General features: G+C 51.0%; 14 protein-coding genes. 10 read left to right on the plus strand and 4 right to left on the minus strand.

All coding sequences use genetic code 11. The features are described from left to right. Window positions 1-327: 327 nt before the first annotated feature. Entirely contained in the window at window positions 328-1,875 is a 1,548-nt protein-coding gene (locus M0R33_RS07490; RefSeq protein WP_292567344.1) for an alkaline phosphatase PhoX, read from the minus strand. A gap of 396 nt (window positions 1,876-2,271) precedes the next feature. On the opposite strand from M0R33_RS07490, the gene def reads away from it, so the two are divergent. The 8 genes from def (at window position 2,272) to rpsI (ending at window position 9,951) form a co-directional block, all read left to right on the plus strand. Beyond that, window positions 2,272-2,778: a peptide deformylase gene (gene def / locus M0R33_RS07495; protein WP_292567346.1), complete on the plus strand. Its 507-nt coding sequence runs from the start codon at window positions 2,272-2,274 to the stop codon at window positions 2,776-2,778. 8 nt (window positions 2,779-2,786) lie between these two features. Then, the gene (gene fmt / locus M0R33_RS07500) at window positions 2,787-3,713 is read left to right on the plus strand and encodes a methionyl-tRNA formyltransferase (protein ID WP_292567349.1); all 927 of its coding nucleotides are present in this window, start codon (window positions 2,787-2,789) and stop codon (window positions 3,711-3,713) included. Then, a complete protein-coding gene (rsmB, locus tag M0R33_RS07505; protein ID WP_292567351.1) occupies window positions 3,710-5,005 on the plus strand; it encodes a 16S rRNA (cytosine(967)-C(5))-methyltransferase RsmB in 1,296 nt (431 codons plus the stop codon). Before fmt ends, rsmB begins: the two co-directional genes overlap by 4 nt. After that, window positions 4,980-5,543 (plus strand): DUF4390 domain-containing protein, encoded by a 564-nt coding sequence (locus M0R33_RS07510; protein WP_292567354.1) that lies wholly within the window; start codon window positions 4,980-4,982, stop codon window positions 5,541-5,543. The genes rsmB and M0R33_RS07510 overlap by 26 nt, the downstream gene beginning before the upstream one ends. Then, window positions 5,525-7,681, plus strand: a complete 2,157-nt coding sequence (locus tag M0R33_RS07515) for an ATP-binding protein (protein WP_292567356.1) — start codon at window positions 5,525-5,527, stop codon at window positions 7,679-7,681. The genes M0R33_RS07510 and M0R33_RS07515 overlap by 19 nt, the downstream gene beginning before the upstream one ends. Then, on the plus strand, window positions 7,678-9,039 hold the full coding sequence (locus M0R33_RS07520; RefSeq protein ID WP_292567359.1) for a sigma-54 dependent transcriptional regulator: 1,362 nt from the start codon (window positions 7,678-7,680) through the stop codon (window positions 9,037-9,039). The genes M0R33_RS07515 and M0R33_RS07520 overlap by 4 nt, the downstream gene beginning before the upstream one ends. Before the next feature lie 78 nt (window positions 9,040-9,117). Continuing rightward, window positions 9,118-9,546 (plus strand): 50S ribosomal protein L13, encoded by a 429-nt coding sequence (gene rplM, locus M0R33_RS07525; RefSeq protein WP_013820102.1) that lies wholly within the window; start codon window positions 9,118-9,120, stop codon window positions 9,544-9,546. A gap of 15 nt (window positions 9,547-9,561) precedes the next feature. Next, the gene (gene rpsI / locus M0R33_RS07530) at window positions 9,562-9,951 is read left to right on the plus strand and encodes a 30S ribosomal protein S9 (RefSeq protein ID WP_292567362.1); all 390 of its coding nucleotides are present in this window, start codon (window positions 9,562-9,564) and stop codon (window positions 9,949-9,951) included. A gap of 86 nt (window positions 9,952-10,037) precedes the next feature. Here rpsI and M0R33_RS07535 read toward each other — a convergent pair whose 3' ends face one another. Continuing rightward, window positions 10,038-10,250: a DUF6447 family protein gene (locus M0R33_RS07535; protein WP_292567365.1), complete on the minus strand. Its 213-nt coding sequence runs from the start codon at window positions 10,248-10,250 to the stop codon at window positions 10,038-10,040. A 326-nt stretch (window positions 10,251-10,576) separates the two neighbouring features. Between M0R33_RS07535 and M0R33_RS07540 the strand changes: the two genes are divergently transcribed. Together M0R33_RS07540 and M0R33_RS07545 are read left to right on the plus strand one after the other, a co-directional pair. Continuing rightward, complete coding sequence (locus M0R33_RS07540; RefSeq protein WP_292567368.1) at window positions 10,577-10,813, plus strand: hypothetical protein; 237 nt, start codon at window positions 10,577-10,579, stop codon at window positions 10,811-10,813. 189 nt (window positions 10,814-11,002) lie between these two features. After that, window positions 11,003-11,971: an endonuclease/exonuclease/phosphatase family protein gene (locus tag M0R33_RS07545; protein WP_292567371.1), complete on the plus strand. Its 969-nt coding sequence runs from the start codon at window positions 11,003-11,005 to the stop codon at window positions 11,969-11,971. Window positions 11,972-12,476: 505 nt separating this feature from the next. Here the strand turns inward: M0R33_RS07545 and M0R33_RS07550 are convergent. Further along, complete coding sequence (locus tag M0R33_RS07550) at window positions 12,477-12,971, minus strand: hypothetical protein (protein ID WP_292567374.1); 495 nt, start codon at window positions 12,969-12,971, stop codon at window positions 12,477-12,479. A gap of 154 nt (window positions 12,972-13,125) precedes the next feature. Continuing rightward, complete coding sequence (locus M0R33_RS07555) at window positions 13,126-14,253, minus strand: fatty acid desaturase (protein WP_292567377.1); 1,128 nt, start codon at window positions 14,251-14,253, stop codon at window positions 13,126-13,128. Window positions 14,254-14,836: the final 583 nt, after the last annotated feature.

Consider the following 14,836-nt stretch of genomic DNA (forward strand, 5'->3'; position numbering starts at 1 on the left):
CCCCACCCCTGACTGGCGAGGAGAGGGGCTTGGCAAGCTACTCCGGGAGAGCGAAATAGAGGCCGTCAATAAACCGGAATTTGCACTACGATGACCCTAGACATAAAAAAGGGCTTGCTTTTTACGACAACCCCTTAATCACGCTTCAGTTTGACTGGTTTATCTGCAAGCCCGGCATCACTCCAAGGTTATACTCGGCGCACTTCAAATGTCCGTATAAAACTCTCCTCTCGCTAACCCTCTCCAGCAGAAGAGGGTATTGAGCTGCCGAAATTTGATGAGCAATAGGTATAACAACCGACTTGCAAGCAGTTCTTATTGCGCTGCTTATTTAGCGGCTTTGACCAACTTATGGATAAAGTTGGTGTCATCGCTATTGGTGCAGGTTTTTACTTTATTGTGTTTGCCATCGTGGCGGTCATGGCCGCGGCCGTGATCATGATCATCGTTGTTTTCCGCCGCGCAAGGTGGCGCGATAACATTGGTGATATCCAGCAACCAGGTAGCGTCGCCCATGCCTTCGGTTGCATCCAAAGTACTTTCAGGATGCTGAACGTTAATGATGAACTCGGTTGGGTTGGCGGGATTGAAAATCATACCGGTATTCTCGGCGCCTTTAACCTGCAAGCTCAGGAAATGATCCACGGATTCGGCAACGCCGTCACCATCGGTGTCGCGCAGGAACCAGATGTCGCCGCCGACATTGTCGCCGTTCGGCCAATCTTCAACCATATAAATATTGCCCAGCGCGTCTTGAGCCAGGTTATCCGGAGAATCGATATGGCCGGTGGTCGCCGCATGGCCAACGTTTTTCATAGTGCTTTCATCGGCGAATAAACGCACCATGGCTTTACCGTGACCCAGTTCCTCGACCGAATAAGCGGCCAGCTCTTCCGTGGCGGTAAAGTACAGTACTTCGTGGCCGTTTTTCAAATAGCCGACTTCAACGTCTTCCGGGCGGCGATAGGGTGTGCCGCCCAATTCATCGGCTGCCAGGCGGCCACCGCGATTAAAGTTATTGAACGGATCAACGGTAGTCAGAGCGACGCCATTCGCATCGGTGATCGCCACCCATGACGCCATACCGGTGCGCTCGGCTGGGTTATGGTTAGGATAGGCGCCGGCCTGGCCAGATGCACTACCGCTGTAGTTTTCAACTTTCAGGACAAAGGATTGACCCTTACTGTAATCGCCTTTGATTTTAGGCACGAATTTGTAGATAGAGCCCGAGCGGTCTTCATCGACAAAATACAAAGCGGTGCCGGCATGGTTAAAACGCAGACCTTCGTGAGACACATTAGGCACGCTTTCCAATTCGGTCACAATCACGGCTTGGCCGTTTTCGACATCCGCCATCGGGTTGGATACTTCAAACAAGCGACCCTGGCCGGACCATTCTTCGCCCAACAAAAGGGTATTTTTCGGGGTCCAGGTGGCGGGATCTAGCGCGCCGAAATCGTTAGCCCAATCGCCGTTCGCACCGCCCATATCGCCTTTGAACAGATTAGTGGCTCTATCGGTTTTGCGGTCGTAACGGGTTAAACCCGCGCCGTATTGAACCTCATGCGGCAAAAAGATGTAACGGCCGGTTGGATCAAACGCACTCATGTCGGTCATGGAGGCACCGTCGCCAAGCCCAGGCACCCGAACTGTTGATTGCGATGGATCGGCTTCGATTTCGTGCAAGCTGGTCAGATTTTGGTAACTGACACCGGCTGGCACCTGCCAGGGCGAGTTCAATTCGTTGACATGATTCGGTACCTGAGCAACAGCCGCTGACTGTGTCAGCGGCATAAAAAATACATCCGTACCCGCGGCAGCCGTTTGCGCGCACGCCAACAACACACCGGTCAAGATTAAGTTCTTTTTATACATTTCGACATTCCAGATTATTGAAGTGGAGCCGCAATCCTAACCAGCCAGTGTGACATTTTGATTAAGAAAAATAGATAGCTTTAGCTGAAAAAAGCCAAAAAAAATCCGGCAAAAAGCCGGATCAAGAGGAAGAAAAATGAATGTGCTTATCGGCACTGCTCTAAGAGACATCGGCTTCCAAAAAGTTCACGAATCAGTCACCTTTGCCGATAAGCCATACCGAAATCCGTGAACCGTATCACCGAAGTGTAACTTTAGACCTTATCGATATATCCAAGATGCGGATTTGAATTGGACATGCATCTGGATTTAACAGCACTGATTCCGGCCTGCGGTTCCGAAATAAACCAAAACCAGCTAAAATCCCACCCCTAAGTTTAGATAGCGGAGTGATAGGTGAGCATTTTAACGATTCTGGAATTTCCCGATAAGCGGTTGCGTACCGTGGCCGAGGAAGTCAACCAAGTCGACGACAACATCAAAACCCTGGTCGACGACATGCTGGAAACCATGTATGCCGCCAAGGGTGTAGGCTTGGCCGCCACTCAGGTCAACGTGCACAAGCGGATTATTGTCATGGACATCAGCGAAGAAAAGGACGAACCCATCTGCCTGATCAATCCGAAAATCATCGAAAAAGACGGCGAGGAAGAGTCCGAGGAAGGCTGTTTGTCCGTCCCCGGCTTTTTTGAAAAAGTCAGCCGCGCCGAACACATCAAGGTGCAAGCCTTAAACCGCGAGGGCGAAAACTTCCAGCTGGAAGCCCGCGAACTGCTGGCAGTCTGCATCCAGCATGAAATGGATCATCTATTGGGTAAACTATTCGTGGATTATTTATCGGCTTTCAAGCGTAACCGCATTAAAGCCAAGTTGGAAAAAATTCACAAACAGCAAGGCCAATAAGGAGCCGCATGAGAATCATTTTTGCCGGCACGCCGGATTTTGCGGTACCCACCCTGCAAGCCCTATTAAATTCAAACCATGAAATTTGCGGGGTTTACACCCAGCCCGACCGGCCCGCCGGTCGCGGCCGCAAACTGACGGCCGGCCCGGTCAAGCAATTGGCGCAAACCCATCTGATTCCGGTTTTTCAACCGGAAAATTTCAAACAACCGGAAGCTCTGGCCCAATTAGCCTCGCTGAATGCTGACTTAATGGTGGTAATCGCTTACGGTTTGATTTTACCGCAAGCGGTAATTGATACGCCTCGCTTGGGTTGCATCAACGTACACGGCTCTCTGTTACCGCGTTGGCGCGGTGCCGCGCCGATTCATAGAGCCCTGATGGCCGGCGACCACAAAACCGGTATCACCATCATGAAAGTGGTGAAAAAACTCGATGCCGGCGACATGCTGCTGAAAGTGGAATGCCCGATCAGCGTCACCGACACATCCAGTAGCCTACATGACCGGCTGGCAACATTGGGTGCGGAAGCTCTGGTTAAAGTGCTTGACCAATATCAACAAGGCACGGTTATGGCCGAAGCGCAGGATGAGGCCCTGGTTACCTATGCGCATAAACTGGAGAAACACGAAGCGGTGCTGGACTGGACGAATTCCGCTATTCAGCTGGACCGCAAAATTCGCGGCTTAAATGCCTGGCCGGTGGCGCAAACCTTGTTTAAAGGCGAAGTGCTGCGGGTCTGGCTTTGCGCTTTAACGGATAAAACCAGCACCTTGCCCGCCGGCGGCATCGATTGCGCCGAGCACCATCTGGATGTGGCAACCGGCGATGGCGTGCTGCGCCTGCTGGAAGTACAGCTACCCGGCGGCAAACGCATTGCCGGCCAGGATTTTCTGAATGCGCATGCCGCCGACGGCGTGCGGTTGGGATTATGAATTTACGCGGCTGCGCGGCTCAAATTTTAGCGCGGGTGATTAGCGATGGCCATTCTCTGACCGCTGCGCTGGATAGCCAGCTGCCCAAACTGAAGGACCACCAGGATCGGGCCTTTGTACAAGCTATCTGTTACGGGGTGATACGGCATTACTTTGCCCTGGATTGCCTGCTCGGGCAATTACTGGAAAAGTCTTTAAAAGCCAAGGACGGCGATATCAAGGCTTTGCTGCTGGTGGGTCTCTATCAGTTGCAACATATGCGGGTCAAGCCGCATGCCGCCGTTTCCGAAACCGTGGCCGCCACCAAGCACAAACCCTGGTCCAAAGGCCTGGTCAACGCCGTTCTGCGACGCTATTTGCGCGATGCCGAAACACTTAACACGAAATGCGCGACCGACCAACAGGCCGAACTCAACCATCCCCATTGGCTAATCAAACAATTGAAAACCAATTGGCCGGAGCACTACCGACAAATATTATCCGCCAACGACCTGCCACCGCCCATGGCCTTGCGGGTCAATCTATGTCAAAACAGCCGCGAAGACTATCTGCGGCAGCTTAATCTGCAAGGCATAAGCGCGCAAACGGTTGCCCATTGTCCCAGCGCGTTAATTCTGGACGAGCCGCTGAATGTCGATCAATTGCCCGGTTTTAGCGAAGGGCGCGTTTCGGTTCAAGACGTGGCCGCGCAATTGGCCGCCGGCTTGTTGGATGCCAAACCGGCCGACCGGGTACTGGATATTTGCGCGGCGCCAGGCGGAAAAACCGCCGCTATTTTAGAACGGCAACCCGCCTTGCAATCCCTGCTGGCCATAGATATAGACGCCAACCGCCTGCAACGCGTCACCGATAATTTGCACCGTCTGCAGTTGCGAGCCGACACCCTGGCAGCCGACGCCGCCAACCCGCAAAGCTGGGCTGCGGGCCGCCTGTTCGAACGGATATTATTGGATGCGCCCTGCTCCGGGTTTGGCGTTATTCGCCGCCACCCGGACATTAAACTGTTACGCCGGGAATCCGACATTGCCGCCCTGCGGGATTTACAAGCCAAAATCCTCGCCGCCGCCTGGGATCTGTTGGCGCCGGGCGGCATACTGCTGTACGCCACCTGTTCGGTATTGAAACAAGAAAACGAACTGCAAATCGCCGATTTTTTAAATCGCCACCCCGCTGCAACAGAACTGACTATCCACGCCGCTTGGGGTATGTCCCGTCCTCATGGCCGGCAAATTCTCACCGGCGACTCGCAAATGGACGGCTTTTATTATGCCAAGCTTGGCAAAGCCGTTTAGCCTCGGCCTGATCCTGTGCCTGAGCCTCTGGCCATTTTTCAGCGCGGCGGATCCTTATGCCGCAATCATCCGCCAAGCGGACTTGATCCAAGCCGGCGCCGACCTGCAAATTCAGGCCCGCATCGATTACCGGCTCAGTCCGACCGCCAAGGAAGCCCTGCATAAAGGCGTGCCGCTGACCTGGATAGTCGACTTAAATATCCGCGAAGTCGGGCGTATCTGGGACAGCACCTTGTATCAGCGGGAACGGCCTTATAAGATTCAATTTCACGCCTTGTTGAACCAATATGAAGTAGTGACACCCGAAGACGACGGCGAAATGTTTTTAACGCTCAATGCAGCGCTGAACTTTATGTCCGGCCTGCATGACGACACACAGCTCGCCGTCGACCTGATCCAACCCGGCCAACGCTATTATCTGGCAATTAAATGCCGGTTCGACCGCGAGGCGCTGCCGGTTCCACTACGACCTTTTGCTTACCTGGACACCCAATGGTTTCTCTCCAGTGACTGGACACTATGGCCTATTCAAAAATAAAACTGCCGGCTAGCGCCTCCATCCTGATCCTGTTCGGCTTCATCCTGCTTTCGCTGCAGTTGATGAGCAGCTCCACCCAGGAATCGTCGGAGTTGAGCGAAATGCATTCCTGGCTGCTGGTTATCAACACCCTGGGTTCCATTACCTTACTGATCTTGGTGGCGGTCAACGCTTACTCGCTGGTGCGCGAGCTGAAGAAAAAAGAAGCCGGTTCGCGGCTGACCACCCGTATGGTGTCCTTGTTTGTACTGCTGGCTTTGGCACCGGCGGCGATTGTGTTTTATTTCTCGGTGCAATTTTTACATCAAGGCATCGACAGCTGGTTTAACGTGGAAATCGATCGCGCCATGGACGACGCGCTGGAGCTCAGCCAGTCCGCGCTGGCGCAACGCATGAACTGGCATATCAAACAAACCCGGCATATCGCCGCTCAACTGGAAAACAAGTCCGACACGCTGATTGCCTTGGAAATCGGTGCGTTGTGGGCCGATTCCGGCGCCATGGAAATTGCCGCCTTTTCCAGCCAGGGCCGGATTCTGGCGTCCAGCAGCACCAATCCCAGCGATATTCTGCCGCATCTACCCGACGAGCAAATGTGGCTACAGCTGCGGCAAAACAAGGAATATTTTGCCTTCGACCCTGGCGACAACGACGAAATGATGGTGCGTGTCATTTTGCCGATAGACCGCGACCAGAAGCGGTTTTTGCAAGTGCTGTACCCTATTCCGGTACGGGTGACCGATTTAGCCGACTCCATCGAATTCGCCTTCATCCGCTATCAGGAAATGACCTTTCTGCGCAATTCCCTGAAAACCAGTTTTTCGTTGATCCTGTTGCTGGTTTTGCTGTTGAGTTTGTTGGCCGCCATCTGGGTGGCGTTTATCAGCATCCGCAATATCGTTGCACCGGTCAAGGAGCTGGTGAAAGGCACCCAGGCCGTTGCGGACGGCGATTACAAACAGCAGCTGCCGGTCATGAGTCAGGACGACCTGGGCTTTCTGGTGGAATCCTTCAACCAAATGACCAAACGTATCGCCCGTTCCCGCGATGAAACCCGGGCCGCCGGCCTGGAAGTGGAAAATCAGCGCGCCTATCTGGAAACCATACTCGCCAACCTGACCGCGGGCGTGATCAGTTTCGACGCCGACTTCCATATCCGCACCGCCAACCAGGCGGCTTACCGGATTTTGCACATCCCTGTCAGCCATTTCGTCAGCCAGTCCTTATCGAATCTGGCCAGCAAACACGCCGAACTCGCCGACGTACTGGAAGCGATTCAACAATTATTGGAAAAAGCTGACGACATCTGGGAGCAACGCATCGTCTTCCTCGGCCCGAACGGCCGCCAGGAACTGCTCTGCCGCGGCACACCTTTATTTTTGCAGGACGGCAGCCGCATGGGAGCAGTGGTGGTGTTCGACGATGTTACGGATTTGATTCAAGCGCAGAAAAATGCCGCCTGGGGCGAAGTGGCGCGCCGACTGGCCCATGAAATCAAAAACCCACTCACGCCGATCCAGCTTTCCGCTGAGCGCCTGCAGCACAAATTATCCAAGGAACTACCCGAAACGTCGCAGGACTTTCTGCAACGCGGCACCCGCACCATTGTCCAGCAAGTGGAAGCCATGAAGCGGATGGTGGACGACTTTTCCGAATACGCCCGCCCCTCCAAAAAGCAAGTCGAAAAAATCAATCTGATCGATTTGATTCAGGAAATTTTGGCGTTATATGTGCCCTCCGGAATACTATTCAGCACCTCGTTTTCTTCCCGTAGCGTCATAATCGAGGCCGATCCGGTCAGTATTCGCCAAGTCCTGCACAACCTGATTAAAAATGCCCAGGAGGCCACCGCCGGCAACTGCCGCATCGAAATCAAAATCAATAAAGCGGTACGCAACAATGCCGAATATGCGGAGCTGGGCATATACGACAACGGCAGCGGGCTACATGCCGATCAAATCGAAACCATTTTTGAGCCCTATGTCACCAGCAAAGCTAAGGGCACCGGCCTAGGGCTGGCGATTGTCAAAAAAATCATCGAAGAACATGGCGGGGTTATTTGGGTGGATACGTCATATAATGGCGGGGCTGGCTTTGTAATCCAGCTACCGGTCTTTGAATTTGGAAACAGTAAATGAGTAAACAAGCGCCTTTCATTTTAGTCGTCGACGACGAACAAGACATTCGTCAATTGGTTTCGGAAATTCTTGAGGATGAAGGTTACGAAGTGGCGATGGCCGAAAATGCCGCCGAAGCCAAATCACTCAAGATCCAACGCCAGCCGAATCTGATCCTGCTGGACATCTGGATGCCGGATTTGGATGGCATCACGCTGCTGAGAGAATGGGTCGCCGAAGATGAGCAGCTATGCCCTGTCATCATGATGTCCGGCCACGGCTCCGTAGAATCAGCGGTAGAGGCCACCCGACTGGGCGCTTACGACTTTCTGGAAAAACCGCTGTCCTTGGCCAAACTGCTGCTGATTGTCGAGCGGGCGCTGGAAACCAGCTCGTTGCAACGCGAAAACGCCGGGCTGAAACAACAATTAATGATAGGCGTCGACCCGGTCGGCAAAAGCGCCGTGATCGAACGTACCAAGGATAAGGTCAAACGTTTGGCTTTGCACGACACCCGGGTGCTGTTTGTCGGCGAAGCCGGCGTGGGCAAGGAAATGTTCGCCCGTTATCTACATAACAACAGCCCGCGTCGCGACGGCTCGTTTATTGACGTCTCGGTCGGCAGTATTTCACCTGAAAATGCCGCCGTGGAATTTTTCGGTCGGGAAGACAATGGCCGAGTATATCGCGGCTTATTAGAACAAGCCCACCGCGGTACGCTGTTTTTAGGCGAAATCGGCGGCATGGACCCGGAAACCCAGGCCCGCCTGCTCAGCGCGTTGGAATCCAGCTCTTTTCTGCGCGTCGGCGGCAGTCAGGCCGTACGCGTCGATGTGCGTGTAGTCGCCTCCACCCGCATGGCGCTGGACGAAGAAGTCAATCATGGCCGCTTCCGTCAGGATTTATACTATTTGTTAAATGAAGTCACGCTGGACGTCCATCCCTTGCGCGACCACAGCGAAGACGTACCCAGTTTGCTGAATTTTTATATCGATCATTTCGTGGTGCACGAAAAATTGCCGTTCCGGCGTTTCTCGATGGCGGCGCAAAATTATTTGCGCAACTACAGCTGGCCCGGCAATGTGCGGGAATTGCGCAATTTAGTGCAACGCCTGATGATATTGGGCGCCGGAGACGATATCGAACTCGATGAAGTCAAGACCGCGTTGGGGTCCATTGCGGAGCAACCCAAGTTAGGGAACAATGTACCGGAATTTTTTAACCTGCCGTTAAAGGAAGCCCGAGACCATTTCGAAAAATCCTACCTGGAATATCATTTCGAAAAAAACGGCGGCAGCGTCGCCAAACTGGCCTCCGCCATAGGCATGGAGCGTACTCATTTGTACCGGAAACTGCATTCGCTGAAAATTAAACTCTAAAACAACTTGAAGTTAAGGTCTGCTTTAAGTAAAATCCCCGTTCTTTATACATAGCCTTAACAGAATTAAGAAGCAAAGATGAAAACATTTAGTGCAAAGCCCGCAGAAGTTAAGCGCGATTGGTACGTGATTGATGCAGAAGGAAAGACACTAGGTCGCCTTGCTACTGAAATTGCACGACGTCTTCGCGGCAAACATAAACCCGAATTCACACCACACGTTGATACTGGCGATTACATCATCGTCATTAACGCCGAGAAAGTGGGCGTCACCGGCAACAAAGAAACAGACAAAATGTACTACCGCCATACCGGTTATGTCGGCAACATGAAATCGACCTCTTTGGGCAAGCTGAGACAAACTTTCCCTGATCGCATCATCAGCACCGCCGTACAAGGTATGCTGCCTAAAAATCCATTAGGCCGCGCCATGTTCAAAAAATTAAAAATTTACGCAGGTTCTGAGCACAATCATCAGTCTCAACAACCTAAAGTACTAGACTTTTAAGCAGGTAGATAGTTTATGGCAGCTCAATATTACGGAACAGGTCGTCGCAAAAGCGCAGTAGCTCGCGTTTACGCCACCATCGGCTCAGGAAAATTCACCATCAACAAACTCCCTGTTGATCAATATTTCGGTCGCAAAACCGACGAAATGATTGCCAGACAACCTCTGGAACTGCTGGAAAAATCCGGCGATTTCGATGTCAATATCATCGTTAGCGGTGGCGGCCCATCCGGTCAAGCCGGCGCTATCCGCCATGGCTTGACCCGTGCCCTGATGTGTTTCGACGAAGGCTTAAGACCTTCCTTGAGAAAGGCCGGTTATGTGACCCGCGACGCTCGCGAAGTTGAACGCAAAAAAGTCGGCTTACACAAAGCCAGAAAACGTCCACAATACTCAAAACGTTAATCGTTTCAGGTTGGACCAAAAAGCCGCTATCAAGCGGCTTTTTTTGTCCGGCATTTTTGGCCGAATCGTTAGAAACGGGAACTGCCCTAGCCCAATTTAGCAACTTCTTCCTGTAACGTGGCAACAAAACTGGCCCGGGCTACTTGAGCAATACCGAGTCGCTGTTGCAGACGTTGAATTTCGGCATCCACGATCTGCAAATTAGTGATTTGAGCTTTAGCGTTATCACTGAGACTATCGATAGGGTGCGTTTTATCGCCTATGGTCAGTGTCGGGATATTGGGAACATTTTCGGTCATGGTGTTTTTTCCTAAATTGTTGCTGTCTAAAAAACCTGCTAAGTAGCGGAAAACCGAACCACAGAGGTTTAATCGGCATCAGGATACCCCAATAAGATGACAGTTTTTTTACGGCACTCAGCCGAGTCGACTCGCAGACTTTCGACAATCGAAGCCAGACATCAAACAAAATATCCGGATTTTGGACCAGCCCTAAAAAACTCCGTCCTTTGCTTCACTGTAATCCGCCAAAGTCTTGATGAGCGAAACAAGATCTCGCGCGATATTGTTATTTAATTTATGCTAATATTCTAAATGCAAACCAAGTTGCATTTCGGGAGGCCCAAATGGACAACGACATCTTAATCAATCAAGCCCGCCAACTTTATGCCGACATCCAAGCCAGGCACATCGAGCCCTCTCCCAGACTCGAACACCTACTGAACGCCGCTTATCAACGCTATCTGCGCCGTTTAAATCGGTGCGTTTTGTGCTATCAAAACAGAAGTTACGATTGCATTCGCGAGCCCGGCGCAAAGCTTATTCCTTGTCCGCAGCATAACCCTTCTCGGCACGCCGCATAGTTAATTAACCCAACCCTTGATGACCCTTCACTTTGGAATCGTGAGCTTATTTAACGATCGAAGGGCATCTGTTCCGAGGCCTGGACGAGCTCAACCCGTTTTAGCAGGGCTACTAAATTATGCGCACGTCATCAGCTTTATTTGCCAAGGATGTATACTTAGAGACAAAAAGCAATAGAGGATTCGACCATGCTTGTTTCCGTTGGCACCTTCAATCTGAATAATCTCTTCTCACGCTTTAACTTTCAGGCTGCGATCAGCAATATTCCTCAATCGAGTGGTGGCTTTTCCCTTGAATTCGACGATGAGCGTAACGTTCAGGTACGCACATTCATGGGCCATATGGTGAAAGGCAAAGAGATTGCCGAAACCCAAGCCATTGCAAAGCGCATCCAGGCAATGAATGTCGACGTTTTAGCGGTTCAAGAGGTCGAGCATATTGAAATTCTCAAATCGTTTAACCACGATTTTTTGAACGGTCTGTATCCTCATGTGGCGCTGATTGAAGGGAATGACAGCCGGATGATCGATATTGGCGTACTCTCAAAACTACCTTTCGGCGCTATTACGTCCTTTCAGGCTGCCGTACATCCCGCAGAACCTGAACGCCGCGTGTTCAGCCGGGATTTATTACGTATCGAAATCCTCAACGCCAATCGAAGCAAAAAGCTTTTCACGTTTTACAACACGCACTTAAAGAGCCATTACGTACCTTTCGGCCAAAATCAGGAAAGCGGGGAAATCCAAGCCAATCACCGCCGCCGTCTGCAGGCAGAGACCATTTCCAGATTGATAGCGGAGACTGAAAGGCCGAATAGCTCCTTCATTTTAACCGGCGACATGAACGATCCGCCGGATTCCGAATTTTTACAATCGCTGCCGAGAGTCGAAGGACAGGATTTATTCAATGCCCTGCACAATCCAACGGAAACGCGGCCCGCCAAAGCGGAAAAAGAAGGCCCAGGCCCGCAAACCCCAGCTTGGACATACCGGAGAAATCCAGCCGGCCCGGAACCGCCAACCTACCAACTCATAGATCAAATATGGCTAAGTCGGGCGCTTATAGGCAGGTTTGTTGCTGCCCATATCGATCGGCGCACCAAACACGGCGGCGACGGCAGCGACCACGACCCGGCGTGGATTGAGCTGAATTTTTAGCCCCATTAACACGCTGGGCAATACAAGCGGCAACTTGATCGGTCAATTACCGACAAATCGTCGACTAACCAATAGCGATAAAATCTGGTTTATGACATGGCCACGCGCAACGAAGCGGGCTGGAATCCTAATTTCACATATCCTCTTTAAAAAAGACAACAGTAAACCTTAAATAACATTAATTTATGCTCTATAGTTAAAGTGTTTCCAATGATGTTAGTGAGGTCATAACTTATGTTTTCACACACTGCAGAGCTACACTTCAACCACTATTACGTCTTTATTGAAGATCTACGCAAACCATCTTTCGGACTCACCCGAGACAGCGAAGGCGTGCTCCACATTAATTTGTATCGAGTACAGCTTTCGGTATACGGCAGAACGTTTAATCGAAAGTGGAGAGGACGCTGATACCATTAAACCAGCATCCTTGTTAGTAACGTCGCGGCAGCCAGCAGGAAAATAGCGGGTAGTCTGTCAAGCCCGAACCATCAGGGCATTATCGCTATTTGTAAAACCGCAGCAACTGATCCATAACCGGATCAAGCTTGGTATCAACATCTTGCCATTTCATAAAAGATAATCCGCCCTTATTGATCAGGCGGTAATTGGCCGAACCGATCACGCCGGTTTTATTGGAAATTTCAATGTCGGCGGTCGATAAATACGTTGTAAAGTCCCACGACTGCCTAGCTGTGTACGTCAGGCTGAATTCGCAAAAGTCCGGTAGCGGGGTCATTGCCATGTAATGCCGATCAGGCTTGCCGTCTTCCGCTTGTAGCTTTTGTTTATCCAAGTTTGACGCTATGAACTCGCTCTCGATGTGATGACGAGCCAGGCCATCCGTAATTACCGGCACAAGCTCGTTGATAACAACCTTGGGGTTCTCTCTGATACAGATATGTTTTACGTTATAGCTGGCGTCAAGCGGAGCAACTGTTATCGACGTACATCCGCCAATCGACAGGCCAGCTATTAAAATACTAAGATTCTTGGCCATGAAACCACTCCTTTAGTGGCGAATATCCGCGCTGCCTAACAGCACGAACACCCCGTCCTTATTTGCTTCGAGAATAAATTATAACCGCCCATTCATTCAAAAAGCTCTACTTTGTGCGAGCCCTTGATTTATTTGTCCCGGCTTGTTGATCCATTCACTGCGCAACCGCGGGCTTCAGCATGGAGGTTTTGCCCACCATGATATCCACTGCTTTCAATAGTCGTTTGAAAATGGAGTCCTGACAATAAGGTATATTGTGTTTTTCGCACAGCGCTTTGACTCGCGGTTGTAGCTTTTGATATTGGCTTAACGGCATCTCGGGCCATAGATGGTGTTCGATTTGGTAGTTCAACCAGCCATAGAAAAAGTCGTTAAAGTTAGAGCCGGTCGGGTAATTGACCGACCCCAGTATCTGCCGCAAGTAAAACTCGCCTTTACTATCGGATTTAGTCTCAAAAGCCATCACGTCATCACCGGCGTGATTAGGCATCATCACCAGAAAGCTGTGCATGTTGGTGAAAATTTCCGCCAGGATGGAGTTGAGCAATACGCTGGTTGCGGCGAAACTGCCCAACGGCAAGAACAGTAAGGGAATCAACACAAATCGATAGCCGATATAAGGTAACACGCTCTGCAGCCACAATGACCGGCCTTGTGGCGTAAACCAACTCCAGGCCCCGACACGGGTCATCACCGGCGCTGGCCGACCTTGTTGACGTGCGTTTTTGAGCAGCAGTTCTTTATGAGTGCGTGGCGTGTAATAACTGATTTTCCAGATGCCCGAGAAGAACGCCACGATGGCATAGCGCAACCCTATAGGCAGCTTGGATTGACGAAGCCATTCCATGTTGTATTGGGCATTGTTAGGATCGGTTGTTTCGCCCAGGTTGTAATGATGTAATAAATCATGCTCATGATGCCAACCCGGCAGCGTCATCCAGTCCGGCCAGTCGACAAAGCGCCGCCAGCCCCGACCAAAGGTTTTACTGGTGTAATTGGCACCAACCGCTGTATTTTTGTCGTAGCTTTTGTGCACAATCGGATGGGCGACTTGGGTCCAGCGGGTGAAACTACCTTGGCTGATCAGCAAAGCGGAAATAGGGTTAGGAAACAGCCAGGCGGTGCCATAACCGATCAGGGAGCATAGCTTCCCCCAGCGCTCCATGCTTTTTAGATGTTTGAAATCATCAGGTCCGATATCGGCTAAGGCTTGTTGATGGAGTTGATCGATGTCTTCGGCTAATTGCGCGCGATCGACCGTTTGGTAACTGTGTAAACTCAAAAGGGTGGCCTCAATGTGCAAGGATAGGTGTAGTTATTTTCGCCGCTACCCAGCACCAACAACCCGGTGATTACACCTATACCGAGTATTCTGTGGACAAAAAAAAAGGCCTACGATTTATCGTAAACCCTTGATTTATTGGCTACCCCGGACGGGCTCGAACCGCCGCCCTAGTAATTCACGGAACGACGGCCAGTAGAAACGAGGCTTAGCAACTTGGAAGGATTGTAACACTTTTCAAGCCGGTCAACCTGACTGATTTACTGACCGATACTATTCCGAGATATTTTCGGTCGATCAACGCCGAATGACATTTGGATGGTGCAGATAGCGATGCTTGGCGCATCGCTTGGATAAACCTGGGATTTTGGCTCATTTTGAATGAAAATTTGCACGAAATAAATATCTGTTTTACCGATTTCTTGCGGGTATTACCCATCTTGTATGTTAGCTATTTATTCTTAATCAATGCCTAGAGGTCTGTGCCGGGGCTTTCCGGGATGCCTTATTACACGTCGAACAATTAATCCACTCATTTTGCAGACCGGATATTGATAAGCCAACCCGATTAAAACGTCACGGT

Origin of the sequence: Methylomonas sp. (assembly GCF_023228165.1) — a bacterium.
In the GTDB taxonomy this organism is placed as follows: Bacteria; Pseudomonadota; Gammaproteobacteria; order Methylococcales; family Methylomonadaceae; genus Methylomonas.